The sequence below is a fragment of the Microbacterium longlingense genome (assembly GCF_058349825.2).
On the sequence record NZ_JBYRJA020000007.1, the window covers coordinates 1 to 23,591 of the forward strand.

The 23,591-nt window shown below is 71.0% G+C and carries 24 protein-coding genes; 7 read left to right on the forward strand and 17 right to left on the reverse strand.

From position 1 onward, the window contains the following. Positions 1-69: 69 nt before the first annotated feature. From AC3RXY_RS11060 to AC3RXY_RS11085, 6 genes are all read right to left on the reverse strand, one after another. On the reverse strand, positions 70-2,214 hold the full coding sequence (locus AC3RXY_RS11060) for a family 1 glycosylhydrolase (protein WP_491510979.1): 2,145 nt from the start codon (positions 2,212-2,214) through the stop codon (positions 70-72). A 61-nt stretch (positions 2,215-2,275) separates the two neighbouring features. Next, a complete protein-coding gene (locus tag AC3RXY_RS11065; RefSeq protein WP_491510980.1) occupies positions 2,276-3,028 on the reverse strand; it encodes an ABC transporter ATP-binding protein in 753 nt (250 codons plus the stop codon). Further along, entirely contained in the window at positions 3,025-3,894 is an 870-nt protein-coding gene (locus AC3RXY_RS11070; protein WP_491510981.1) for an ABC transporter ATP-binding protein, read from the reverse strand. The genes AC3RXY_RS11065 and AC3RXY_RS11070 overlap by 4 nt, the downstream gene beginning before the upstream one ends. After that, the gene (locus AC3RXY_RS11075; protein WP_491510982.1) at positions 3,891-4,742 is read right to left on the reverse strand and encodes an ABC transporter permease; all 852 of its coding nucleotides are present in this window, start codon (positions 4,740-4,742) and stop codon (positions 3,891-3,893) included. Before AC3RXY_RS11075 ends, AC3RXY_RS11070 begins: the two co-directional genes overlap by 4 nt. Next, on the reverse strand, positions 4,729-5,679 hold the full coding sequence (locus AC3RXY_RS11080; protein ID WP_491510983.1) for an ABC transporter permease: 951 nt from the start codon (positions 5,677-5,679) through the stop codon (positions 4,729-4,731). The genes AC3RXY_RS11075 and AC3RXY_RS11080 overlap by 14 nt, the downstream gene beginning before the upstream one ends. After that, positions 5,676-7,253 (reverse strand): ABC transporter substrate-binding protein, encoded by a 1,578-nt coding sequence (locus tag AC3RXY_RS11085; protein WP_491510984.1) that lies wholly within the window; start codon positions 7,251-7,253, stop codon positions 5,676-5,678. Before AC3RXY_RS11085 ends, AC3RXY_RS11080 begins: the two co-directional genes overlap by 4 nt. Before the next feature lie 214 nt (positions 7,254-7,467). On the opposite strand from AC3RXY_RS11085, the gene AC3RXY_RS11090 reads away from it, so the two are divergent. Continuing rightward, the gene (locus AC3RXY_RS11090; protein ID WP_491510985.1) at positions 7,468-8,070 is read left to right on the forward strand and encodes a TetR/AcrR family transcriptional regulator; all 603 of its coding nucleotides are present in this window, start codon (positions 7,468-7,470) and stop codon (positions 8,068-8,070) included. A 61-nt stretch (positions 8,071-8,131) separates the two neighbouring features. Here AC3RXY_RS11090 and AC3RXY_RS11095 read toward each other — a convergent pair whose 3' ends face one another. From AC3RXY_RS11095 to AC3RXY_RS11130, 8 genes are all read right to left on the reverse strand, one after another. Next, positions 8,132-9,049, reverse strand: a complete 918-nt coding sequence (locus AC3RXY_RS11095) for a glycine betaine ABC transporter substrate-binding protein (RefSeq protein WP_491510986.1) — start codon at positions 9,047-9,049, stop codon at positions 8,132-8,134. 43 nt (positions 9,050-9,092) lie between these two features. Next, positions 9,093-10,055: an ABC transporter permease gene (locus AC3RXY_RS11100; RefSeq protein ID WP_491510987.1), complete on the reverse strand. Its 963-nt coding sequence runs from the start codon at positions 10,053-10,055 to the stop codon at positions 9,093-9,095. Continuing rightward, entirely contained in the window at positions 10,055-11,371 is a 1,317-nt protein-coding gene (locus tag AC3RXY_RS11105; RefSeq protein WP_491511158.1) for a quaternary amine ABC transporter ATP-binding protein, read from the reverse strand. The genes AC3RXY_RS11100 and AC3RXY_RS11105 overlap by 1 nt, the downstream gene beginning before the upstream one ends. A 387-nt stretch (positions 11,372-11,758) precedes the next feature. Next, a complete protein-coding gene (locus AC3RXY_RS11110; protein WP_491510988.1) occupies positions 11,759-12,877 on the reverse strand; it encodes a class I SAM-dependent methyltransferase in 1,119 nt (372 codons plus the stop codon). 51 nt (positions 12,878-12,928) lie between these two features. Then, positions 12,929-13,300 (reverse strand): hypothetical protein, encoded by a 372-nt coding sequence (locus AC3RXY_RS11115; RefSeq protein ID WP_491510989.1) that lies wholly within the window; start codon positions 13,298-13,300, stop codon positions 12,929-12,931. 90 nt (positions 13,301-13,390) lie between these two features. Continuing rightward, the gene (locus tag AC3RXY_RS11120) at positions 13,391-14,353 is read right to left on the reverse strand and encodes a D-alanine--D-alanine ligase family protein (protein WP_491510990.1); all 963 of its coding nucleotides are present in this window, start codon (positions 14,351-14,353) and stop codon (positions 13,391-13,393) included. Next, positions 14,350-15,468 carry an alanine racemase gene (gene alr, locus AC3RXY_RS11125; RefSeq protein ID WP_491510991.1) on the reverse strand — a complete coding sequence of 373 codons (1,119 nt, stop codon included), beginning with the start codon at positions 15,466-15,468 and terminating at the stop codon, positions 14,350-14,352. The genes AC3RXY_RS11120 and alr overlap by 4 nt, the downstream gene beginning before the upstream one ends. A gap of 20 nt (positions 15,469-15,488) precedes the next feature. Next, a complete protein-coding gene (locus tag AC3RXY_RS11130) occupies positions 15,489-16,130 on the reverse strand; it encodes a M15 family metallopeptidase (RefSeq protein WP_491510992.1) in 642 nt (213 codons plus the stop codon). Positions 16,131-16,217: 87 nt separating this feature from the next. On the opposite strand from AC3RXY_RS11130, the gene AC3RXY_RS11135 reads away from it, so the two are divergent. The 5 genes from AC3RXY_RS11135 to AC3RXY_RS11155 all read left to right on the forward strand — a co-directional run bounded on the left by AC3RXY_RS11135 (position 16,218) and on the right by AC3RXY_RS11155 (position 20,214). Then, positions 16,218-16,922 (forward strand): response regulator transcription factor, encoded by a 705-nt coding sequence (locus tag AC3RXY_RS11135; protein WP_491510993.1) that lies wholly within the window; start codon positions 16,218-16,220, stop codon positions 16,920-16,922. After that, on the forward strand, positions 16,915-18,096 hold the full coding sequence (locus tag AC3RXY_RS11140) for a sensor histidine kinase (RefSeq protein WP_491510994.1): 1,182 nt from the start codon (positions 16,915-16,917) through the stop codon (positions 18,094-18,096). Before AC3RXY_RS11135 ends, AC3RXY_RS11140 begins: the two co-directional genes overlap by 8 nt. Positions 18,097-18,185: 89 nt before the next feature. Then, on the forward strand, positions 18,186-18,593 hold the full coding sequence (locus AC3RXY_RS11145) for a GntR family transcriptional regulator (protein WP_491510995.1): 408 nt from the start codon (positions 18,186-18,188) through the stop codon (positions 18,591-18,593). Beyond that, a complete protein-coding gene (locus AC3RXY_RS11150; protein ID WP_491510996.1) occupies positions 18,590-19,495 on the forward strand; it encodes an ABC transporter ATP-binding protein in 906 nt (301 codons plus the stop codon). Before AC3RXY_RS11145 ends, AC3RXY_RS11150 begins: the two co-directional genes overlap by 4 nt. Then, complete coding sequence (locus tag AC3RXY_RS11155) at positions 19,492-20,214, forward strand: hypothetical protein (protein WP_491510997.1); 723 nt, start codon at positions 19,492-19,494, stop codon at positions 20,212-20,214. Before AC3RXY_RS11150 ends, AC3RXY_RS11155 begins: the two co-directional genes overlap by 4 nt. A 101-nt stretch (positions 20,215-20,315) precedes the next feature. On the opposite strand, the gene AC3RXY_RS11160 is transcribed toward AC3RXY_RS11155, so the two are convergent. Both AC3RXY_RS11160 and AC3RXY_RS11165 read right to left on the reverse strand, forming a co-directional pair. Continuing rightward, the gene (locus tag AC3RXY_RS11160; RefSeq protein ID WP_491510998.1) at positions 20,316-20,534 is read right to left on the reverse strand and encodes an SCO4848 family membrane protein; all 219 of its coding nucleotides are present in this window, start codon (positions 20,532-20,534) and stop codon (positions 20,316-20,318) included. Positions 20,535-20,604: 70 nt separating this feature from the next. Beyond that, a complete protein-coding gene (locus AC3RXY_RS11165; RefSeq protein ID WP_491510999.1) occupies positions 20,605-20,904 on the reverse strand; it encodes a chorismate mutase in 300 nt (99 codons plus the stop codon). 192 nt (positions 20,905-21,096) lie between these two features. Between AC3RXY_RS11165 and AC3RXY_RS11170 the strand changes: the two genes are divergently transcribed. Then, complete coding sequence (locus tag AC3RXY_RS11170) at positions 21,097-22,317, forward strand: AI-2E family transporter (protein WP_491511000.1); 1,221 nt, start codon at positions 21,097-21,099, stop codon at positions 22,315-22,317. 101 nt (positions 22,318-22,418) lie between these two features. Here AC3RXY_RS11170 and AC3RXY_RS11175 read toward each other — a convergent pair whose 3' ends face one another. After that, positions 22,419-23,531, reverse strand: a complete 1,113-nt coding sequence (locus AC3RXY_RS11175) for a lactonase family protein (RefSeq protein ID WP_491511001.1) — start codon at positions 23,529-23,531, stop codon at positions 22,419-22,421. Positions 23,532-23,591: the final 60 nt, after the last annotated feature.

A 23,591-nucleotide genomic window follows, 5' to 3' on the forward strand; every position in this document is an offset into this window, starting at 1 on the left:
CAAGACCCCAAGTCAGTCAGGCGCAGAGTCAGGACGACCGCTGCGGGACTCCCACCACCATCATCACTGTCAGGCGCGGAACCGCGCCCGCAGCGCTGTCAGCTCGTCCGCGGTCAGGCCATGCGCCAGCAGATACGCCCATGCACTGCCGTGGTCACGGCGGACAAGGGCCAGCACGTCCTCGATGAAGTGCGCCGGCGATGACAGCATGTGCTCCTCCATCTCGTGCGGGATGAGCGCACCGCCGAAGTGCGCGCGGACCTCGGCCGCGAACGGCTCGCCCAGCCGCTCCGCCGACTCGGCGAAGGTGCGCACCACGTCGTCATCGCACACCCCGACCGCCGACAGCACGAGCGCGACGAAGACGCCCGTGCGGTCCTTGCCTGCCGTGCAGTGCACCAGCACAGCACCATCCGGGGCCGCCAGGATCTCCCGGACGCCCGCAACGATCCGATCGCCCCGCTCTGTCACGATCTCGCGATACACCTCGGGCAGGGTCGGCACGGGGTCCCCGGTCTCCATCGCCGGCTCATGCAGCGGGAGGTGCACGAGCCGCGCACCGAAGTCGGGGTCTGGCGCCGCTGCCGCCTCCGCGCCACCGCGCAGATCGATCACCGTGCGCACGCCGTAGTCGACGAGCGCACGGCTGCCGTCCGCGGTGAGCCCGTGGAGTCCCGCAGAGCGCAGCAGCACGCCGTCGCGCACCACCCCGCCCTCGGTGAAGCGCAGGCCGCCGACCCCGCGCGCGTTGCGCACGCCGGCGACGTCGAGCCCGACGTGGTCTCCCGCCGCGGTCGGCTCCGGCTGAGGCGGCACCGTGTTGGTGGTGGTGAGCTCCCGGTACCACCCGAAGGAGTCCTTCGGCGTGCGCACGAGCGTGTCCTGGTCGACGTGGACGAGCCCGAAGCGGTGCGTGAAGCCGGCGCCCCACTGGAAGTTGTCGAGGCTCGACCACACGTGATAGCCGCGCACCCGCGCGCCGGCCTCGATGGCGTCGTGGAGCTCCGCGATCGCCCACGCCAGGTAAGCGATGCGCTCGGCGTCGTGCACCACGCCGTCGGCATCGGGGGTGTCATCCGAGCTGCCGACGCCGTTCTCGGTGATCACGATGTCGGGGTGGTCAGGGTACGTCTGAGCGAACCAGTCCAGCGCCCGGCGGAAACCCCCCGGCGTCAGCTGCCGGTGCGCACCGCCCCAGCGAGCTCCGGGGGTGGGCACGATCGCGAAGCCCAGCGGCGCGGTGGCCTCGGCGAGCCGCATGATCATCGCGCCGCGCTCGGGAACGCCCAGCCGGTGCGGATCGGCGCGCTCCGGGTCTGCCGCGCTGTACTGCGAGTACCAGTTGACACCGAGGACATCCATCGGCTGCCCGATGATCTCGGCGTCCCCGTCGCGCAGCGCATCCCCGAGCACGCCGGCGACCTCCGGCAGGTGCCCGCGCCCCAGCATCGGGTCGAGGAACAGCCGCCCCTCGAAGTACTCTGCACGCTCGGCGGCGCGCTGATCGTCGGGGTGGTCCGTGGCAGCGGAGACGCCGCCGATGCTGACGACCGTGCCGATCTCGCCGGTGACGCCCGCTGCGCGCAGCGCCTGGATCGACATGCCGTGGGCGAGGAGCAGGTGGTGTCCGGCGACGAGTCCGTCACGCACGCCGCCGCGATGGTAGGGCGGCAGCGCGCCGGCGAGGTAGCCGCCGAGGGTGGGGTTGACCGGCTCGTTGAGCGTGAACCATTGCGCCACCCGATCGCCCACCCGGCCGGCGAGGGCCGCCGCGTACTCGGCGAAGCGGGCAGCGAAGTCCCGGTTCAGCATGCCGCCGGCATCCTCGGCCCACTGCGGGGTGTCCCAGTGGAACAGGCACAGCGCCGGAGCGATGTCGCGGGCGAGGAGCGCGTCGACCACCCGCTCATAGTGGTCCAGTCCGGCGGGATTGATGGTCCCGGCGGCGTCGGTGACGATACGCGGCCACGACGTGGAGAAGCGGTGCGCGCCGCCGCCGTGCAGGTCGCGCAGCAGATCGAAGTCCTCCTCGTAGCGGTGGTACTGGTCGATCGCGGTGTCGCCGCTCGTACCGTCCGGTGTGCGTGCGGCGCCGGTGCGCGCGGCGGTGTCCCAGATCGACGGCACCTTGCCGTCGGCGTCCCACGCCCCTTCGACCTGGTAGGCGGAGGTGGCGGATCCCCAGACGAATCCGGGCGGGAAGGTACGGGTCATGATGGTCCTTTCACGGGGATGGCTCGTGCTGTGCCCGCACGCGGGCGGCACGCGCGGGGCGTCAGACGACGGGGAGCCGGGGAGCGGCGTCGAGCAGCTCCCTGGTGTACGGATGCTGCGGGTCGGCGATCACGGCCTCGGTCGGCCCGTGCTCGACGATGCGTCCGTCGTTGAGCACGCACACCTCGTCGGAGATCATGCGCACCACCGCGAGGTCGTGGGTGATGAAGAGCATGCTGAGGCCGACCTCGTCGCGCAGATCGGCGAACAGGTTGAGCACGCGCGCCTGCACGGACACGTCGAGCGAGGACACCGGCTCATCGCACAGGAGAAGCGCCGGCTCCGCCATGAGAGCGCGCGCGATCGCGACGCGCTGCGCCTGACCGCCGGAGAGAGTGCCCGGCTTGACCCCGCCGAAGCGGTGCGGGTCGAGGCCGACACGGTCGAGGAGATCGCGCGCGGCCGCGCGACGCTGGGCGGCGGTGCCGGTGCCGGTGATGGTGCGCGGCTCTGCGACGATGTCGACCACCTGACGGTGCGGGTTGAGCGAGGAGACCGGGTCCTGGAAGACCATCTGCACGGGGTGCACGACACCCTCTTCCGGGATGGCGACCGAGCCGGAACGCGGCTTCTGCAGGCCCATCACGGTACGTGCGAGGGTGGATTTGCCCGAGCCGGACTCGCCCACCAGTCCCACGCACCCGCCCCGGGGAACCGTGAGGTCGATGCCGTGCAGCACGATGCGGTCGCCGTAGCCGACGACGAGGTCGCGGACGACGAGCGCGGCGGGGCCGGCCTGGTGCGGGTCTGTCACGAGAGGGATCCTTCGGCGAGGGTGCGCAGGCGCCGCGGGCGCGGTCCGTCCAGGCGCGGGATGGCGTCGATGAGCGCCCGGGTGTAGGCATGGGCGGGGGCGGTGAGCAGCTGCCGCGCAGGCCCTGCTTCCACCACGCGACCGGCTCTCATCACGATGAGGTCGTCGCAGCGCTCTGCCGCGACGCCGAGGTCGTGCGTGACGAGGAGGAGACTGGCTCCGGTGCGCTCGCGCATGGCGTCCATGAGGTCGAGCACGCGTTTCTGCACCGTCACGTCGAGGGCCGTGGTCGGCTCGTCGCCGATGAGCAGTACGGGGTCGGTGAGCGTCGCCGCAGCGATGCCGATGCGCTGCCGCTGACCACCGGAGAGCTCGTGCGGGTATCGTCGCGCCTCCCGCTCCGGGTCGCGGAAGCCGACGTCGCTCATCGCCCCGACCGCACGTCTGCGCAGCGCGGCACGCGACGGCCGCCCCGATCCGAACGTGAGCACCTCGGTCAGCTGCGTCCCGACCCGGTAGACGGGGTTCAGCGAGCGCAGCGGATCCTGGTGGATCATGCCGACGTTCTCGGCGAGGATCCGGCGCCGGCGCGACCGGCTCGCCGAGACCATGTCCGCCCCGGCGAGGCGGACCGCACCCGTCACGCGCGCATCGACGCCGGGCGGGTGGATGCCGAGGAGCGAGCGGATGAGCATCGATTTGCCCGCGCCGGACTCCCCCACCACGGCCAGCGAGCGACCAGGGAGCAGGGTGAAGGAGACGTCGTCGACGACGGTCGTCTCGGTGTCACGACGGCGGATGCGGGTGGTCAGGCCGCGCACGTCCAGAACCGGCAGCCGCTCGGGCGCCTGCTGCGAGGGGGTCATCGTCGGGCCTCCCGGAAGTGCTCGCCGAGCACGTTGACGGACAGGATGGTCAGGCAGATCATGAGGGCGGGGAAGAGCGTCAGCCACGGCGCGGTGGTCAGCTCCGCCCGCCCCTGGGAGATCAGCGATCCCCAGGAGGGCTCCGGCGGGCGCAGGCCGAAGCCGAGGAAGCTCAGCGCGCCCTCCGCGACGATCGCCCCCGCGATGGTGGTCATGAGCACCGGCATCATCATCGGCAGGACCCCCGGCAGCACCTCGCGGGTGAGGATCCGCCATCCGCTCGCGCCCAGGGTGCGGGCGACGATGACGTGGTTCTCCGTGGCGACGGAGAGCGTGGCCGCGCGGGAGAGCCGGGCGAACACGGGGATCGTGAACAGCGAGATGATGAGCGCGATCGTGAGCAGGTTGGGTCCGGCCAGGGTGACGACGGTGGAGACGATGATCAGCGACGGGAGTGCGATCGTCACGTCGGTGAGGAAGCCGACAGCGGCCTCGACGACGCCGCGCACGAGCCCGGCGAGGACGCCGAGCAGGATGCCGACGCCGCCGCCGATGATCACGGTCATGAGCGCGACGAACCCGGAGGCGGCCGCGCCGTGCAGTGAGCGGGCGAGCACGTCGCGGCCCAGGCTGTCGGTGCCGAACGGATGGGAGAGGCTCGGGGCGGCGTTGATCGCGGCGTAGTCGTTGGCGAGCGGATCTGCGCCGGCGCCGAGCGCCGAGGCGATGGCGCAGACGGCGAGGAGTGCGAGCCAGGTGATCGCGAGCACGATGCCGATGCGCGGCAGGCGGCTGGCGGTGCGCCGCGGCGGGCGGGCGGGGGCGAGGGCCATCTCAGGCGCGGCCACGGGAGCTCCTTCGGTCGATGAGCGAGAGGGCGATGTCGGTGAGGATGCCCGCGATCACGACGATGATCGCGGCGAACAGCACGACACCCTGGATCAGGGGCAGGTCTCGGGCGCCCAGCGCGCCGACCGTGAGCCGGCCGAGCCCCGGCAGGGCGAACAGCTGCTCCACCAGGAGCGAGCCGCCCAGCGCCGTGGCGATGTTGATGCCGAGGAGCGCCACGAGCGTGGGCGAGGACGGGCGGAGGATGCGCCCCCACAAGAGCCTGCCGTCGCTCGCGCCGCGCACCATGGTGGCGTAGGCATAGGGTGAGCGGATCGCCTCGATCGCCGAGCCGCGCAGCGCCCGGGTGTAGACCGCCGCCTCGGCGATGCCCAGCGTGAGCACCGGCAGGATCATCCGCCGGAGGTTCTCGGCCGGGTTCTCCACGAACGGCACGTAGCCGGTGGCCGGCAGCCAGCCCAGCTGCACCGCGAAGACGTAGATGAGCAGCACCCCGACGACGAAGGACGGGATCGCCAGCGTCACGAACGTGGCCGTGGAGACCACGCGATCGACGGGGCCGTCCACGCGGCGGGCACTGTAGAGGGCGAGCGGGATGACCACGGCGAGCGCGACGACCTGGCTCAGCAGCACGAGCTCGAAGGTCACCGGGATGCGCTCGACGATCTCGGTGAGCACCGGGCGGCCCGAGGTGAACGAGGTGCCCCAGTCTCCAGTGAGCACCCCGCCGAGCCAGCCGAAGAACCGGCCGAAGAAGTCCTGATCCAGGCCCAGCGCGTGACGGAGCTCCGCGCGCTGGGCCGGGGTGGACTCCTCGCCGAGGAGGATGAGCGCCGGGTCGCCGGGCATCAGGAAGGCCAGCTGGCAGGTCAGCGCGGCGATGACGAGCAGCACCCCCACCGATCGTGCGGTGCGCGACAACCCGGCGCGGATCACTTCTGCGCCTCGCCCTGGCCGTCGGCCCAGCCGATCTGGGCCGGGTTGACCGAGACCAGCGTGATGCCGGTGAGGTCGGGCATGCCGGCCACGTCGGCGCCCGCGATGAAGCCCGCGTTGCTGGCGGTCAGCCACAGGATCGGCATGCCGGCGACGAGTTCCTCTGCGACGATCTTCAGCTCAGCGGAGCGCTGGGCCTGGTCGGTGGTCGCTGCTGCCGCGTCGAGGGCGGCGTCGGCGGCGTCGCTCGCGAACCCGGTGAAGTTGTAAGGCGATCCGGAGCGGGCCACCAGACGCCCCCCGGCGGGGTCGGCGAACAGCGAGGTGACGAAGTCGGCGGCCTCGAAGTCGCGGCTCGTGAGGATCGTGGTGTAGCTCGCCGGCTCGACCGGCTTGAGGGAGACCTCGACGCCGACCGTGGCGAGCATGTCCTTCAGGGCGGTGGCGCGCTGCACGGTGTCTGTGCGGTTGGTGACAGACAGCTCGAAGGACAGCCCGGCGTCCGCGAGGACCTTCTGGGCGGCCTCCGGGTCGTATGCCGGGTAGTCCACCGCGGGCGACAGGTCGCCCAGCAGCGCGTACGGGCTGTCGACGAGCGTGCCCTCACCGAGGTTGACCACGGCGTTGACGGCCTCCCGGTCGATCGCCTGCGCGAGGGCGGTGCGCACCTCGACGTCGGAGAACTTCGGGTTGTCCAGGTTCAGCACGATCGAGCTGACGGCGGCCGGGGCGGCGTGCACGGCGAGGTTCGCATCGGAGCGCGCCTGCTGGAACTGACTGGTGACCTCGGTCCACATCATGTCGATGTCGCCGGCCTGCAGGCTCTGCAGCCGGGTCTCGGCGTCCGGCATCATCGTGAAGACGATCTCGTCGAGGTAGGCCGGCTGCTCGCCGGTGTACTCGTCGTTGCGCACCACGGTGATCGCGTCGCCGCCGACGAACTTCTCGACGCGGTAGGCGCCGGCGCCGAGGGGGAAGCCGAACGCATCGGTCGCGGTGGTCGACGCGATCATGCCGAGGGCACGGGCGAACTGGGCGTCGAAGTCGGCATTGGGCGCGGCGAGGCTGATCACGAGGACGGTGTCGCTCTCGACGTCCATCGCGGCGATCTGCGACGCCTGGCCGACCGATGCGGACCCGGTCGTCGGGTCGGCGAGGTGCTCGATGTAGAGCTTCACGGACTCGGCGGTGAGGGGAGAGCCGTCGGAGAAGGTCAGCCCGGCGGGAAGGGTGAGGGTCCACTTCTGACCCGCCTCATCGGCGACGAGCGATTCGGCGAGCCCTGGCTCGACGGCGCCACCGGGCGCCGGCTTCATGAGGGGCTCGTAGACGGCGTTGGCGAAGACGAAGAGCGGCTGCTGGCCGATGGCGCCCACGGCGGGGTCGAGGCTCGGGACCTCGCGGTCCAGGCCGATGGTCAGGCTGCCTCCGGCGACGGGGGTCCCGGAGCTCGCACCGGTGTCGGGGGTCGAGGGGTCCTCACCGGCGGCGGGGGCGCCGCTGCATCCGGTGAGGGCGAGCGCGCCCGCGAGAGCGAGTGCGGCGAGGCCGCGAACGGGCCGGCTGTGAGACATGAGTCCTCCTGGTTCGGGTGGTGGCCCTGCGACGGCCACGTCAGGAAGCTACGGAGGATTCATGAATTGTGGCACCCGTGCCACTTTCCAGCTCGGGAACACCGGGTGAACAAAAGGTGGCACAGGTGCCAGATTTGCGGGTTTCTGTTGTTCCCGTGACAGGATCGAGGCCAGGCCGCGGGCGCGGATGCCGGCCGCCGGGGAGTCGACGAACATGACGGATGCCGCAGCGAACGGGGAGCGCCTGAGCCGCGAGGAGCAGAAGGCGCGCACCAGGGAGAACATCCGCGCGGTCGCGATCGACCTCTTCGAGCGACTCGGTTACGACGGCACCACCGTCGACGCCATCGCGGAGGCCGCCGGCATCGGGCGCCGCACGTTCTTCCGCTACTACCCGAGCAAGGAGGCCGTGCTGTTCGGCGAATGGCTCCTGCCCGGAGTCCCGGAGAACATCGACAGGGCGCTCGCAGACGGCATGCCCCCCCTCGACGCCGCCCTCTCACTGCTGCGCGACAGCGTGGCGTATCCCGACCCGCCCTCCGAGGTCGACATGCGACGCCGGCGCCTGCGCGCCGAGCTGCTCACCGAGCAGGCGGTGAGCGCTTACTACCGCAACAGCATCGCCGTCCTCGCCCGAACCATCTCCGCCGTCGTGCGAAGACACCCCGAGCACGCCGCCGTGCCGCTGCTGCCGGAGCTGGTCGGCGGCATCGTGCAGACCATCCTGCTCGAACACGTCGACAGCGGGGAGATCACCCACCTCAACGTCGACGCCGACGCCTGGCGGAACGCCCTGGAGACCCTGCTCGCTCGGTGACGAGCACGCAAACGCAACGCGCCCCCTCCGAGGCCGGAGAGGGCGCGTCGTGCTCAGCGGATCACTCGGTGATCAGCCAGTCGATCTTGTCGCCGTACTCGGCGATCCACGCGTCGACCGCTGCGGCCGGGTCGTCCTTGTACTCGTCGCCGGTCACCAGCGACTCGAGGGCGGCGTACTGCTCGTCGGTCAGCGTGACGTCGCCGATGAACGCGGCCGCCTCGGGGAACTCTTCCGCGAAGCCGAGCTTGCCCAGGAAGTGCAGCGACTCCGGCTCGCCCATCGCGCCCTTCGGGTCGGCGAGGTCCTTCATGTCCCACGAGCCGTAGGCCCAGAACGGACGCCACAGCGTCACGACGATGTCCTCCTTCGCCGCGTACGCCGTGTCGAGGGTCGCGAGCATGCCCGGCGTCGACGAGGTGGCCACGTCGTACTCGCCCTCCAGCTTGTAGGCCGGCAGCATCGCCTCGGTCGCCGTGGTCAGACCGGCGCCCGGCTCGATGCCGACGATCTGGCCGCCGAAGCGGTCGGCCTGGCCCTTGAGGTCCTCGATCGAGTCGATGCCCTCCACGTAGGTCGGCACGGCGATCGTGAGCACCGCCCCGCCGTAGTACGAGCCGAGGTCCTCGACGCTGTCGCCGAACTCGCGCATGTATTCGGCGTGGGTCACCTCGGACCACGCCGAGGGGTACATGTCGATGTCACCGCGCGAGAGCCCGCTGTAGAGCATGCCGGCGTCGACGACCTCTTCGAGATCGATGTCGTAACCGAGCTTCTCCAGCTGGTTCGCGAGCAGGTACGCCGTGCTCAGGCCGTCGGTCCACGCCGGGAGGAAACCCATCGTGATCGTCTGGCGGTCCTCGGCGGAGGAGCCCGCGGCTGGGCCCTCGGCGGCGTCGTCGTTGCTCGCGCAGCCGGCCAGCACCAGGGATGCCGCGGCGCCCAGGGCGATGAGGGCGGAGAGTCGCTTCGTGTTCATGATGTCCGTTCCTTTACTGATGTATTCGTGCGTTTCGTATGGGTCATGAGAGGGATTCCGCGGGGGCCGCGGCCGCCGCTCCCCCGGCGGGGGCTCCGGTGGCCGCCCGCTCCTGGGACGCGGCACGACGGGCCGCGGTCCGCCGCCGCCCGATCATGGCGATCAGCGACGAGCGGTGCTCATGCGGGTTGCCCATCGCTGCCGTCACCCTGTCGAGGAAGACCGCGATGAAGACCACGCCGAGACCGGCCTCGACGCCCTTGGCCACGTTGATGGTCGCCAGCGCCGAGACCACCTCCTTGCCGAGACCGGGTCCGTTGGCCATGCCGGCGATCACCGACATCGACAGCGCGAGCATGATCACCTGGTTGATGCCGGCCATGATCGTCGGCGTCGCCAGCGGCAGCTGGATGCCGAAGAGGATCTGCGCCGGCCGGGCGCCGAACGCCTGGCCCGCCTCGACCTTCTCCGGGTCGACGCCGCGGATGCCGAGCTCGGTGAAGCGCACGCCAGGGGGAAGGGCGAAGATCACCGTCGCGATCACGCCGGGGACGAATCCCAGGCCGAAGAAGACGATCACCGGGATGAGGTACACCAGCGACGGCATCGTCTGCATCAGGTCGAGGATCGGCTTGAGCACCGCGCTGACGGTGTCGTTGCGCGCCGCCCAGATGCCCAGCGGCACCGCGATCACGATCGTCACGACAGCAGCCAGCAGCACCAGCGCGAGGGTCTGCATGGCGTTGTCCCACTGCGCGACGCCCACGATCACGGTGAACATCGCGACCGTGCCGAGCGCGAGCTGCCACGATCGCACCAACCAGGCGATCAGCGCGAACAGGAGGATCATCACCGGCGCCGGCGCCGCCAGCAGGATGTCCGACAGCCCCTCTGCGAGGAAGCCGACGCCGTCCGAGATCGCCCCGGTGAGCCATTTGAGGTTGTCGCGGACCCAGTCGACGAGGAACTTCACCCAGGCCCCGATGGGAATGCGGAAGTCGTCCATCAGCGCGCCTCCTCCCCGGTGATGCCCGCGGTCGGTCCGGGGCCTTCCGCGGCGGAGGCCGGGAAGGCCTCCAGAACCGCATCCACCTCCGCCTGCGGCAGCGGCAGCACCGGCAGCGTGATCTCCTCCGTCGCGCCGGGCCCTGGGCCGAGAGCGGCGAGCAGGGTGATGCGCGGGATGACGCCGAGCAGCCGGTCCTCGGCATCGGTGACCGCCAGCGGCAGCGGCGACTCGACGGCCGGCACGAACAGGTTGATGAGCACGCTGTCGATGTCGACGACCTGCGGCGCGGGCCGCAGGATCGTCCGCAGGTCGGATTCTCCGCGCCTGAGCAGCTTCACGGCGTCGCGGTCGGTCACGATGCCCAGCAGACGCCGGTCGCGGTCGACGACATACGTGGCCGACATGAAGGCGTCCCGCATCTGGCGTAGCGCGGTGCGCGGGCCGGCCCCCACCGTGATCACCGGGCGGGGGCGCTCCATCACGTTGCCCGCGGTGAGCACGCGTGCGCGGTCGACGTCCTGCACGAACTGCTCGACATAGTCGTTGGCCGGGTCGGTGAGGATGTCCTCCGGCGTGCCGATCTGCACGATCCGGCCATCGCGCATGACCGCGATGCGGTCGCCGAGGAACATCGCCTCGTTCAGGTCGTGCGTGATGAAGACGATCGTCTTCTGCAGCTTCTGCTGCAGCTCGACCAGCTGTTCCTGCATCTCGCGGCGGATAAGCGGATCGAGCGCGCTGAAGGCCTCGTCCATGAGCAGGATCTCCGTGTCGGCGGCGAGCGCGCGGGCGATGCCCACACGCTGCTGCATGCCCCCGGACAGCTCGGCGGGGTACTTGCCGCCCCAGCCGTCCAGTCCCACCATCGCGAGGATCTCCTCGGCGCGCGCCCGGCGCTCCGCTGTGCCCACCCCGCGCAGCTCGAGCGGATAGGCGACGTTGTCCGCAACGGTGCGGTGCGGCAGCAGCGCGAAGTGCTGGAACACCATCGAGATGCGTTCCCGGCGGATCTCACGCAGTTCGGCGGGAGACGCCTGCGCGATATCGGCGCCGCCGACGATGACCGCGCCGTCCGTGATGTCGTGCAGGCCGTTGAGCATGCGGATGATGGTCGATTTGCCGGAGCCGGACAGGCCCATGATCACGAAGATCTCGCCGCGGTTGACGGCGAAGCTCGCGTCGATCACGGCGGCGGTCTCCGCGTCGGCCAGTGATTCGCGGGACTGCCCTGCCTTCAGCCGTCGCACCGCCTGCTGCGGATTGCGGCCGAAGACCTTGTACAAATGGCGCGCTTCGAGAGCGATGTCGGACACGTTTCCCCTGCCGCGTCTTCCGAGCTCGGGCTCGGCGGCGGCTTCGGTCACGTCCGGGTGATGATCGCACGGCCGCCTCGACAGGCCTGGCGCCTGCGGCACTGGCTCGGACATCGGAATCCGGGCAAGATCACCGACCGTACGCCCGCGTCCTCCTCTGGCGCTGTGTCGAAGGAGACGCGATCGCGGACTGGTCTTGAGGGCTTTTGACCCTCTTTCGACGCTAACGAATGCCTGCTCAAGAGCCAAACTGCCGTCGGCTGAACCGCTCCGCCCTGAGGTATCGGCGTGGGGGGTGACCTGGGGTTTTCACCGTTGCGGAACCGTTATGTTTCGTTCACACGAATGGGCTTCTGCGGGTCGCTCACGGCGCAGAGCTCGCCCGATTCAGCCGCGGCGGACGCTGCGCGTGACGGTGAACTTGGCGTTCCGGGCGACCTGCTCCGTCTCCCCGACCGCCGCGGTGAGGATGCGCCGGTGGTCGAGGTGGGAGTTGAAGACGGTCCACACCTCCCCGCCGGGCCTGACCAGACGGGCGGCGGCGCGGATGAGCCGGCGAGCCGCCTCGGAGTGCACGCTCGCCCCGAGGTGGAACGGCGGATTGAGCAGCACGAGGTCGGCCTGCCCTGTGACCAGCTCAGAGCCGGCATCGTCGAGGGCGACCTGGACCCGCCCCTGCAGTCCGTTCGCCGCGACGCTCGCCCGCGCAGACCGCACAGCAGCGGCAGACCGGTCCGTGGCCACCACGTGCGCCTGCTTGTGCCGCTTGGCATAGGCGATCGCCAGCACGCCGTTGCCGCACCCGAGGTCGATCACCGACGCCGCATCCGGCATCCGGTCGCGCTGGTCGAGCAGCGCGCGCGTGCCGATGTCCAGCCGTTCCCCGGCGAACACCCCGCCGTGTGCGCACAGCACCAGGTCGAGCTCGCTGTTGCGGGCGCACACCGGGAACGGGAGGGCTTCGGGAACCGGCCGCGGCTCGGCGGCGACGATCAGACGCGACTTCCTCTCCCCGCGCTGCGGCTGCACCACGGCGAAGCGCTCGGCCAGCACATCATTCATCGCGACCGTCATGTGCTTCACACGCCCGCCCGCGACCACCACGACGTCCGGCGCCGCCCACCGGGCGACCGCGTCCGCGATCTCGGCGAGCTCTGCGAGAGACCGCGGCAGCTGCAGCAGCACCAGCCCGGCATCGCGCAGCAGGTCGGCGTCCAGGCCGTGCGAGGAGAACGCCCCATCGGCTCCCAGCCGTCGCGCGTTGGCCGCCAGGGCACGGCGGCCCGTCACCAGGTCCTGGTGCACCCGGATGCCACGCCACCCCTCGGCGGCGAGACGCAGCGTCACCGCGCCGTAGCCGTCGCCGATCACCACCGTCCTGGTGGGATCGACATCCGCGCGGAGCGCATGCTCGGCGAGGAGGACATCGGTGGCGTCCCACGCGCGCAGGCCATCGGCCTCGACGTCGGGGAAGCGCCGCAGCGCCTCGTAGCGGAACTCCACCATCCTCCAACGGTAGCGGTCGCCGACGACACGACCGTCTGCCGACTCGCGCGTTCAGCGCCGCGGGAAGGGCAACGGGAGGTGCCAGATCGTCATCGTCGGCGTGGCGCCCTGCGTGCGCTCCCGGTAGAGAGCGACGGCCTCGGCCCGCGTGTCGACGCCCTCCGCCAGGCGGGCGATGATCGGGCGCAGCCACACCGCATCCGGCTCCCTGAGGCGGTCGTGCCATGCGAAGAGGAACTCGTCGGCGTGCCAGATGCCGGCCGCCCAGTCTCGGCCGTCGAACTCACCGGTCGCGACGAGGCCCTCGTCGAAGCTCACCGCGATGAACACCCGGGGCGGGAATCGCACCCTGGCCCACTCGGCGAGCTCGAAGAAGGCCACCGGCTCCGATGCGCCGCCGCCCGCCATCGCCGCGTCCTCCATCGTCCCATTGTGCGCACGGGCGTCCCGGTGCTGTCCACCCCCTGGCCGGCGCAGGGCTCGCGATCGGTGAGCCCCGAAGCCGCGCAACACCTACACCGCTCCGCGCACCAAGCGAACGACGAGTTCGTCATACGCCACCCCGGCGGCTCGAAGCATGCGGGGCGCCTGCGATGCGGCGGTCAGACCCGGCATCGTGTTGATCTCGTTGAACACCGGGCCGCTCGCGGTCAGGAAGAAGTCGATGCGCGCGAGACCCGCGCACCCGAACGCGTCGAACGCCGCGAGAGCCGCTCCCTCGATGGCTTGCGCAACATCGGGCGGGATGCGCGCCGGAACGGTGAACGTCGCCGACCCGTCGTACTTCGTCGCCGTGTCGAAGAGCCCGCGCGCGTGGATCTCGAGCGGAGGCGCGGCCCAGCGGGTGCCGTCTGGCTCGCGCAGCACCGCGACGTCGATCTCGCGGCCCCGGACGACGGGTTCGACGAGCGCCCGCCCGCCACCCACCGAGGCGTCGGCCGTCCAGGCGGCAGCCAGCGCGCCGGGCAGCTCCGCCGCCGTGCGCACGAGGCTCACGCCGTGGCTCGACCCGGCACACACGGGCTTGACCACCACCGGCGCGGCGAACCGCATCCGCTCGCCGCGCACGAGTACCCGCCCCGGAACGGTACGCAGACCCACAGCCCGGGCGACGAGCTTCGCGAGATGCTTGTCCATACTCACTGCCCCCGCACTCACCCCTGACCCGACCACGCGTACGCCCGCGAGCACGCACAGCGCGGCGAGCGCGCCGTCTTCGCCCGGCGCCCCGTGCACGGCGGGAAACACCACATCGACATCGGCCAGCGTCCGCAGCACCCCGGCGAGGCTGCTCGCGGGGGTCGTGCCCAGTGGCGCACCGGTACCGGAGCGCCACACCCCGTCCCGGCCGATCGTGAGCCGATCCACCACGTGTCCGCGGCGTTCGAGGGCATCGGCGACCCCGGCCGCAGACGCCAGCGACACGGCGTGCTCGACACCGGTGCCACCGCCGATCACCGCCACGCGCTCGGTCATGCGACGACCTGCCTGGCCACGCGTGCTCCCACCCGGGTGACGATCTCGTGCGGGATCGTTCCCGCCCACCACGCCCAATCGTGGATGGTCGGCGCCGAGGAACCGGCCGGCGCCCACACCGTCGCGAGCGCGCCGCGCGGCACGCGCCGGTCCCGCGTGTCGATCACGATCTGGTCCATCGAAACGCCGCCGACGATGCGGAACCGCTCGCCGGCCACCGCGACGGAGGCATCCGGGGCGATGCCACGGGGAATGCCGTCCGCATAGCCGATGCCCAGCACCGCGAGGCGCGTGGCCGTGCGGGTGACGTACGCGCCGCCGTAGCCGACCGTCGTTCCGGCCGGCACGCCGGCCGTGTGCACGACCGGCGCCGTCAGCCGCGACGCCCCCCGCAGCAGCACGCTGCCCGAGGGGTCAATGCCGAAGAGCCCCGCTCCGACGCGCACGATATCGCGATGGACAGCGGGGTCGGTCATCGTGGCGGCGGTCGCGGCGAGGTGCGACAGAAGTCCGTCGAGTCCCGCGTCGCGCGCCACCCGCACGGCGCGCTCGAGGGCGTCGGACCCGGCCCTGTTGCGCTCCGGAACGCCATCGGCGGCCAGCGGTAGATGCCCCATCACACCGACGACGCGCACCGCCGTCGCCGTCGCGACACGCACGAGAGCCGGCCAGTCGCTCTCCGGAGCTCCGCCGCGGGCCATCCCCGTATCGACATTCAGGTGCACGCGCAGCGGCCGGGCGTCCGTCGCCGCAGGCGGCAGCCCCGCCACAAGCTCGGCCAGCTCTGCGGACGACGAGACCGCGACGTCGATGCGTCCGCGCAGCGCCGCCGCAGCGTCGATCCCGCCCGGATGCAGCCACGCCAGGATCGGAACGGTCACCCCGGCGGCGCGCAGCCGCAATCCATCGGCGACATCGGTCACGCCGAGCCACGACGCGCCGGCCAGGATCGCGGTGCGCGCGACGTCGATCATGCCGTGCCCGAAGCCGTCCGCCTTCACCACGGCCATGACCGCGGCATTCGTCCGGCTCTGGATCGTACGGACGTTCGCCGCGACCGCAGCCAGGTCGACCTGCAGTGTCGGCCGCGTACGCACCGCGGACGTCCGCGGCATGAGGGGGAGCATCGCCGTCATCACTGCACCCCGTCGGCCTCGGTCGCGTCGGCCAGCAGTTCAGGGCAGCCGGCGCCGGCTGCATCGGGACGCAGCTCGAAGTGCCAGATCTCATTGGCGTAGATCTGGCACAGGCCGAAGGCGCTGCCGTGCTGCGACAGCCAGTCGGCGGCCCCGAGCGGACCGACATCGACCGCCTCGCCGGTCACGTGTTTCGAGGTCTCGGAGGTCAGCGCCCACCGCGCCGCCTCCTCGGCAGACCCGTGCGTACGCTCTGCCTCCGCGCGCAGCCACTCCTGGTAGTCCCGCGAGCGCCAACCGCCCGCGATCCGTAACGTCACGTCGTCGTCGCGGGCGGCGGATGCCACATCACGCAGCGCGTCGAGCAGGTCAGGGTCGAGACCGGTGACCGCGGCAGACGAGCCGTCGAAAAGGCCCACCGTGTCGCTGTCGGCGATGAATCCGTCACCATCTGACGGGAGGTATCCGCCGGCCGGTTGCGGCAGCTCGGCGTCACTGAGAGCAGCCGCCGGACGGAGGTCGTTGATGATGCCGACGGTCGCGACGACCGCACCCGAGAGGAGCAGGACGGCGATGAGGGATGCGACGGCGCGACGGCGTCGCATTCGTGCGGAGAAAGGGGAGGGGATGTGCGTTGCCATGTCACCAGCCCAGCGGGCAGGCCGTTGCCGGGCTGTATGCGATTTCCGATACACCGGCGATACATCCAGATGCCTAGGCTCATAGCCATGCGCGTGCTGATCGTGGAGGACGAACCGGCCCTGGCCGACGCCGTGCATCGCGGCCTCCGGCTTGCGGCCATCGCGGCCGATGTGGCTTTAGACGGACATGCCGCACTCGAACTGCTCGACCTCAATCCCTACGACGTCGCCGTGCTCGACCGCGACGTTCCCGGCCCGTCGGGCGACGAGGTCGCACAGGCGATCGTGGCCTCCGGCTCCGGCCTGCCGATCCTCATGCTCACCGCGGCCGACCGCATCGACGACAAGGCCACCGGGTTCGAACTCGGAGCAGACGACTACCTCACCAAGCCGTTCGACATGCGCGAGCTCGTGCTCCGCATCCGCGCCCTGGCTCGTCGTGGCACGCGGGCCGCTCCCCCTGTGCACGAGGTCGCCGGGATCCGCCTCGACCCCTTCCGTCGTGAGGTCTTCCGCGACGGGCGTTACGTGCCGCTCACCCGCAAGCAGTTCGCCGTGCTGCAGGTGCTCGTCGAGGCCGACGGCGGTGTCATCAGCGCCGAAGCCCTGCTCGAGCGCGCGTGGGACGAGAATGCCGACCCGTTCACCAACGCGGTGCGCATCACGGTGTCAGCGCTGCGGAAGAGACTCGGGGACCCGTGGGTGATCGCGACCGTGCCGGGCGTCGGCTATCGCATCGATGCGGGCGATGCGGCCGCAGAACAGCACGCGGGCCGAGTCTCGGATGCCTGAGCGGGGGAACCGGATGCCGGGGGCCGCCGGATCCCGGGGGCCGGACGAGCCGACGGCGTCGGCCCACCGCTCGCTCGCCCCGGGATCCTGGCGGCCGCGCGGCACGTCGCTGCGGATGCGGCTCACCCTCTCCTTCGCACTGCTCGTGCTGGTCGCCGGCGCGGTGCTGCTCGGCGCCGTGGCGCTGTTCCTCCTGCGGTACGTGCCGGAGGGCGCACTGTTCGCGAACGGCGGCGACGACTTCGCTCCCAACCGCTCTGACCTCATCCGCGCCTTCGTGCCGGCGGCGAGCTGGTCCCTCGTCGCTCTCCTCGCGATCGGCGTCGGCGGGGGATGGGTGCTGGCTGGCCGGATGCTGCGTCCCCTTGACGAGATCGGCGAAGCGGCCCGGCGTGCGGCCGCAGGCTCGCTGTCCCACCGAATCGCGATGACCGGCCCCGGCGATGAGCTGCGCGACCTGGCGGACGTCTTCGACACCATGCTTGCCCGCATCGAGGACGACCTCGAACGTCAGCGCCGCTTCGCGGCGAATGCCTCGCACGAGCTGCGCACCCCGCTGTCCATCACGCGCGCGGTGCTCGACGTGGCCGCCGCCGACCCCGATCGCGACGTCGACGAGGTCATCGCCCGGCTCCGCACCGCCAACGACCGCGCGGTCGACCTCACCGAGGCACTTCTCCTCCTCGCCCGCATCGAGGCCCGCCCGCCCCAGCGCGCGCCGGTCGACCTGTCGCTCGCCGTGGACGAGGCCGTCGAGCTGCTGCATCCACTCGCCGCGGCCCGCCGCGTGCGGATCACGGTGGCGACCGAGCCGGTGATCGTCTCTGGCGACGCGGCGCTGCTGCGCCAGCTCGCGCTGAACCTGCTGCAGAACGCCGTTGTGCACAACACCCCGGGCGGGGGCACGGCCCGGGTGCGCACCGTCTCTGTCGCAGATCGCGGCGCTCTGATCGTGGAGAACACCGGCCCCGTCGTCGACCCGGGCACCGTGGGTGCCCTCGCCGAACCGTTCCAACGCGGAAACGCACGCACGCGCGACACGTCCCACGTCGGCTCGGGCCTTGGCCTCGCGATCGCCGCCTCGATCACCGAGGCGCTCGACGGCACGCTCCGTCTCACCGCGCCGTCGGAGGGCGGTTTGCGCGTCGAGGCGGCATTCCTGTCAGCGCACTGACGTCCGTCACCCCGGCGCCGGCGTCTTGACGTCGCCGCGCCTCTGTGGTTACCTACTCAAGTAATGAACCAACATGCAAGGAGGCGGACGTGATCGAAGAGGGACGCGCACTGTTCCTGCAGATCGCCGAGGCGATCGAGGACTCGATCCTCGACGGCTCGCTCACGGAGGACACCCAGGCGCCCTCCACCAACGAGCTCGCCGCTTTCTACCGCATCAACCCCGCAACCGCCGCGAAGGGAGTGGCCATGCTCGTCGACAAGGGCGTGCTGAACAAGCGTCGCGGCATCGGGATGTTCGTCTCGCCCGGTGCCCGTGACCTCCTCCTCGGCGAACGTCGTGCCGCGTTCGCCGAGCGCTACATCGACCCGCTGCTCGCCGAGGCCCGCACCCTCGGCCTCGGCCCGGACGATCTCGCCGCCCTCCTGACGGAGCGCGCCGCGACCGGGACCGCAGCGCAGACCCGCACCGCAACCGACCAAGGGAGCCGCGCATGACCGCCGTCATCGAGGTGCACGACCTCACGAAGAAGTACAAGGACAAGCGCGCGCTCGACGCCGTGTCGCTCTCCCTCACCCCCGGGCGCATCTACGGCCTGCTCGGCCGCAACGGCGCCGGCAAGACCACGCTGATGTCGATCCTCACGGCGCAGAACTTCGCCACATCCGGCACGGTGCGCGTCTTCGGCGAGGACCCCTACGAGAACGAACGCGTCCTGTCACGGCTGTGCTTCGTCCGCGAGGGGCAGAAATACCCAGACGACGCCACAGCACAGCACGCATTCCGCATCGCACGACTGTTCTTCCCGCACTGGGACGAGGAGTTCGCCCAGCAGCTCATCGCCGACTTCGACCTGCCGCTCACCCGCACGATCAAGAAGCTCTCCCGCGGTCAGCTCTCCGCCGTCGGCGTCATCATCGGGCTCGCGTCGCGCGCCGAGGTGACCTTCTTCGACGAGCCCTACCTGGGCCTGGACGCCGTGGCCAGGCAGATCTTCTACGACCGGCTGATCGAGGACTATGCGGAGCACCCGCGCACGATCATCCTCTCCTCGCACCTGATCGACGAGGTCGCCAACCTCATCGAGCACGTCGTCGTGATCGATGACGGCCGCATCATCCTCGACGACGAGACCGACGCCGTACGCCAGCGAGCCGTGACCGTCGTCGGCCCTGCCGATCAGGTCGACGCGTGGGCGATGGGGCGTGAAGTCCTCCACCGCGAAGCACTCGGGCGCGTCGCCTCTGTGACGGTCTTCGGCGAGCTTCCCGACAGCGAGCGGACGGAGCTCACGGCATCGGGGCTCGACATCGCCCCGGTGTCACTGCAGCAGCTCATCGTGCGTCTCACCCTGCGAGGCACCGAGGCGCACCCGTCCGACAAGGAGAGCGTCCGATGAACACCGCACCGACGAACCGCGTCATCGCCGCGGCCCGTATGCAGCTGGTCAACACGCAGACCTACGTGTGGGTTCCGCTGATCGTGACCAGCGCCGCGTTCGCGATCGGCTGGCTGATCGCCGCCATCATCTCCAACGCGATGGGCTCACCGCTCGCGCGCGGGGAGGGTTTCAACGGCGCAGCCCAGGCGCCGCTGTGGTACTTCCTCGTGATCGGGATGCAGAGTCTCACACTCACCTTCCCGTTCTCGCAGGCGATGAGCATCTCGCGGCGCACCTTCTTCCTCGGCACCGCGCTGGTCACCGCCGGGGCGAGCGCCGTGCTTGCCACCGTCTATACGCTGCTGCGCATCCCGGAGCTCGCCACGAACGGCTGGGGCGTCGGCTCGTACATGTTCAACCTGGCCTGGGTCACCGACGGCCCCTGGTATGCGGGCTGGCTGTTCTTCTTCAGCCTGACGCTGTTGTTCTTCGTGCTCGGCTTCTGGTCGGCGACGATCTACAAGCGCTTCGGCACCGTCGTCACCACCACGGTCTTCGTCGGCCTCGGCCTGGCGGTGATCGGGCTCGTCGCCCTCATCACCTGGCAGCGCTGGTGGGGTCACGTCGGCGCGTGGTTCGCGACGCTCACGCCGCTGTCGACCGCGGTGGGCGTGCTGCTGGCGGCGATCGTGCTCGGCGCCGCGTCGTACGTCACCCTTCGCCGGGCGGTGCCGTAGGCCCCGCAGCGCGCCAGAACAGGCAGACAGCACCAGAACAGGCGGCTCGCTGAGGTTGCCGCCTGTTCTGGTGCTGTCTGCCTGTTCTGGCGCGGCCTGTTCTAGAGGGCGCCGACCAGGGCGGCGATGCCGGCAAGCACCGAAACCAGGGCCAGCACCAGGGCGATCGTGATCAGCACCACGTGCACGATGAGGAACTTCGTGGCCTTGCCGTTCGCGTCGCGGGCGCGCGGGTCAGCAGACACCCGGCGCAAGAACTGCGGCCAGACCACGGCGTTGAAGGCGGCATTGAGGAACAGGAGGATCGCGAGCGAGGTCACGCCACAACCCTAGCCGCGGTGGGATCGGGCGCGGCCCGTCGCCGGGGTGATCGTCGCCCGGCACGAGAGGTCAGCGCGACTCCGCCGCCTCGGTGTGGTGACGGATGACCTCGGCGACGACGAAGTTGAACCACTTCTCGGCGAACTCCGGGTCGAGGTGCGCCTCCTCCGCCAGCGCGCGCAGACGCGCGACCTGCTGCTCCTCGCGCGCAGGATCGGAGGCCGGCATCTCGTGGTCGGCCTTGAGCAGCCCCACCTGCTGAGTGCAGCGGAACCGCTCGGCGAGCATGAAGACCAGCGCCGCATCGATGTTGTCGATGCTCGCGCGCAGGCGCAGCAGCTCGGCCTGGGGGTCGTGCTCGTGTGCCATGGGTCCTCCTCGGGGTGGCTCGACCCTTCCGACGATAGCGCCGCGACGGCCGGCACGGGGAGCGCGCGGCTGATCCGGCCACCTCGTCTCCCCGTGCATCCGGATCGGCGGGGACGGCCGGCGCAACGATGCACGCAACGCGGGCCGGCCGAGATGACGATATCCGCGCGCAACCCGCCTAGGCTCATCTCCATGAGCACGGATACATCAGGTGACACCGCCCCGGACGCGGCCGCTCCCGCGACGACGGATGCCGCGCCGACCGACTCCTCCCCCGACGCGCCCGCCCCCGAGGCGTCCGCAGACTCCCCCGCCATCCCGCCCGCCCGCATCGAGCCGGAGCCGATGGCGCCGACGCGGTCTTTCTGGACCCGCATCGACCGACCGTTCGTCTTCGGCTTCCTGGTGACACTGGGCGCCCTGGCCGCCATCGTGCTGGGCATGGCCGTGTCGAACATCTCGACCGTGCTGATCTACGTCGCCCTGGCGCTGTTCGCCGCCCTCGGCCTCGACCCTGCCGTGCGGCAGCTCGAGAAATGGGGCATCAAGCGCGCCTGGGCGGTGGTGATCGTGATCCTGGGCCTGCTCCTGGTGGTCGCCGTGGTGATCTCCACGATCATCCCGACCGTCGTCGAGCAGGTCACCGCCTTCGCGCAGAGCGTGCCGGGCATGATCCGGGACTTCACCGCCAGCGACCTGTTCGCCCGACTCGAGGGTCAGTTCGGCGACAGCATCGAATCCCTCCTCGGCGACATGCAGTCCTTCCTCACCAACCCCGGCAACATCGCCGCGATCGGCGGCGGCGTGCTGCAGGTGGGCGCGTCGATCGCGACCGGCATCTCGGGGATCGTCATCGTGCTCGTCCTGACGCTGTACTTCGTGGCGACCCTGCCGACGATGAAGCAGGCGCTCCTCCAGCTCATCCCCGCCCGCGACCGCCGCCGCGCGGGAGGCATCACCGAGCAGATCACCGACTCGGTGGGCGGCTACGTGATGGGCATGGTCATGCTGGCGTTCCTCAACGCCCTCGTGGTGTTCATCGCCTACCTCGCACTCGGCCTGCCGTTCCCGCTGCTCCTGGCGACGGTGGCCTTCCTGATCACGCTGATCCCGCTGGTCGGTTCCGTGCTGTTCTGGGTGATCGGCACCGGCATGGCGCTGTTCACCAGCCCGGTGGCCGCGCTGATCTTCGGCATCATCTACGTGATCTACATGCAGATCGAGGCATATGTCGTCACGCCGCGCGTGATGAACCGGGCCATCTCCATTCCCGGGTCGCTCGTGGTGATCGGCGCCCTCGTGGGCGGCACGCTCCTCGGCCTGCTCGGAGCGCTGGTGGCGGTGCCCGTGACCGCGTCGATCCTCATCATCATCAAGCAGGTGTGGATCCCGCGGCAGGACTCTCGCGTCTAAGCGCCCCCGGCGCGCAGAGGGGGGCAGGATCGGGATCCCGGTCCTGCCCCCCTCTGCGTCCTGCTCCCGCCGATCGCGCCAGGGCGCGCGCGATGGGAGGCTCAGCGCATCGGCAGGATCGCGGACGGGCTCGGCGCTGCCGTCACGTGGCGGACCTCGCGCGGCGCGCCGGTGCGCTCATCGAGATCGAGCAGCGAGATCTGGTTCGACCGCTGACCCGCCACCAGCAGCGCGCCGTCGTGCACGAGATGGTGACGCGGCCCCCGCACACCCGCCTCCGCCACCGCCAGGGGCTCGACGATCTCGCCGGAGCCGCGCACGCGTAGCGCCGCGATCACATCGCTGCCGCGCAACGCGGTGTAGAGCGTCGCACCGTCGCGCGAGACCGCGAGCTCCGCTGCGGCGTCGTCCGGCCGGCGCATGTCGAAGGCCGGAACACCGGAGACGATCCGGAAGCGCCCGGCACCGTCCGGGGCAAGCGTGAACACCTCGCACGAGAACTCGGTGACCACGTGCAGGTGACCGCTGGGGTGGGCGACCATGTGACGCGGACCGACGCCGGGCGGCAGCACCACCTCGTGGTCGAGCACGAGACCGCCGCCCGCCGGGCGCCAGACGCGCACCAGGTCGAAGCCCAGATCGGTCGTGGCCACCCGGCCATCGGGCAAGAACACCGCGGCATGCGCGTGGGACGACCGTCCGTCCATGCCGAGATCGGCATAAGGATCGGACGCCGCGACCGCCGCCGGCGCGTCGAAATCGTCATCAGCGGGCGGCGCCTCGCCGCGGATCGCGGCGAGCACTGCGGCGGCGTGGGCCGCGGCATCGGCGGCCGGCCGCAGCTCGCCGGACGGCCCGAGGGGAATGCGCACCACTCGTCCATCGGCGTAGCAGCTCACGACGAGGGAGGAGCCGTCCGGTGCCACCGCGACGTGACATGGCCACCCGCCCACGCGGATCGGCCTGCCGAGCGGCGTGAGCACGCTCTCCCCCGTGCGTCGATAGGCGGCGACCTCACCGCGGCCCTCGAGCGCGGCATAGACCACGTCGAGCCGCGGGTGGGCCGCGATCCAAGACGGAGAGGCGGCCTCGACCGCCGTGCCCCGGTAGGTCAGGGTGGTCGGCTCACGCCCTGCCGTACCGGCGAGCACGCCGATGCCGTCGGCCTCGCCCTCCATGTCTGCGGTGTACGAGCCGACCCAGAATCGCGTCATGCGCCTAGCCTCGCATGCCCGCTGTCACGGTGCTTCCGCTCCCCCGCGGGACGGGGTCCG

What these genes read in the sequence shown, in the direction of transcription:
- AC3RXY_RS11175 (WP_491511001.1), bottom strand. Translation starts at nt 23,531, where the DNA reads ATGACGCGATTCTGGGTCGGCTCGTACACCGCAGACATGGAGGGCGAG.
- AC3RXY_RS11165 (WP_491510999.1), bottom strand. Translation starts at nt 20,904, where the DNA reads ATGGCACACGAGCACGACCCCCAGGCCGAGCTGCTGCGCCTGCGCGCG.
- AC3RXY_RS11135 (WP_491510993.1), top strand. Translation starts at nt 16,218, where the DNA reads ATGCGCGTGCTGATCGTGGAGGACGAACCGGCCCTGGCCGACGCCGTG.
- AC3RXY_RS11170 (WP_491511000.1), top strand. Translation starts at nt 21,097, where the DNA reads ATGAGCACGGATACATCAGGTGACACCGCCCCGGACGCGGCCGCTCCC.
- AC3RXY_RS11140 (WP_491510994.1), top strand. Translation starts at nt 16,915, where the DNA reads ATGCCTGAGCGGGGGAACCGGATGCCGGGGGCCGCCGGATCCCGGGGG.
- AC3RXY_RS11150 (WP_491510996.1), top strand. Translation starts at nt 18,590, where the DNA reads ATGACCGCCGTCATCGAGGTGCACGACCTCACGAAGAAGTACAAGGAC.
- AC3RXY_RS11115 (WP_491510989.1), bottom strand. Translation starts at nt 13,300, where the DNA reads ATGGAGGACGCGGCGATGGCGGGCGGCGGCGCATCGGAGCCGGTGGCC.
- AC3RXY_RS11090 (WP_491510985.1), top strand. Translation starts at nt 7,468, where the DNA reads ATGACGGATGCCGCAGCGAACGGGGAGCGCCTGAGCCGCGAGGAGCAG.
- AC3RXY_RS11100 (WP_491510987.1), bottom strand. Translation starts at nt 10,055, where the DNA reads ATGGACGACTTCCGCATTCCCATCGGGGCCTGGGTGAAGTTCCTCGTC.
- AC3RXY_RS11120 (WP_491510990.1), bottom strand. Translation starts at nt 14,353, where the DNA reads ATGACCGAGCGCGTGGCGGTGATCGGCGGTGGCACCGGTGTCGAGCAC.
- AC3RXY_RS11085 (WP_491510984.1), bottom strand. Translation starts at nt 7,253, where the DNA reads ATGTCTCACAGCCGGCCCGTTCGCGGCCTCGCCGCACTCGCTCTCGCG.
- AC3RXY_RS11060 (WP_491510979.1), bottom strand. Translation starts at nt 2,214, where the DNA reads ATGACCCGTACCTTCCCGCCCGGATTCGTCTGGGGATCCGCCACCTCC.
- AC3RXY_RS11130 (WP_491510992.1), bottom strand. Translation starts at nt 16,130, where the DNA reads ATGGCAACGCACATCCCCTCCCCTTTCTCCGCACGAATGCGACGCCGT.
- AC3RXY_RS11155 (WP_491510997.1), top strand. Translation starts at nt 19,492, where the DNA reads ATGAACACCGCACCGACGAACCGCGTCATCGCCGCGGCCCGTATGCAG.
- AC3RXY_RS11095 (WP_491510986.1), bottom strand. Translation starts at nt 9,049, where the DNA reads ATGAACACGAAGCGACTCTCCGCCCTCATCGCCCTGGGCGCCGCGGCA.
- AC3RXY_RS11110 (WP_491510988.1), bottom strand. Translation starts at nt 12,877, where the DNA reads ATGGTGGAGTTCCGCTACGAGGCGCTGCGGCGCTTCCCCGACGTCGAG.
- AC3RXY_RS11070 (WP_491510981.1), bottom strand. Translation starts at nt 3,894, where the DNA reads ATGACCCCCTCGCAGCAGGCGCCCGAGCGGCTGCCGGTTCTGGACGTG.
- alr (WP_491510991.1), bottom strand. Translation starts at nt 15,468, where the DNA reads ATGCCGCGGACGTCCGCGGTGCGTACGCGGCCGACACTGCAGGTCGAC.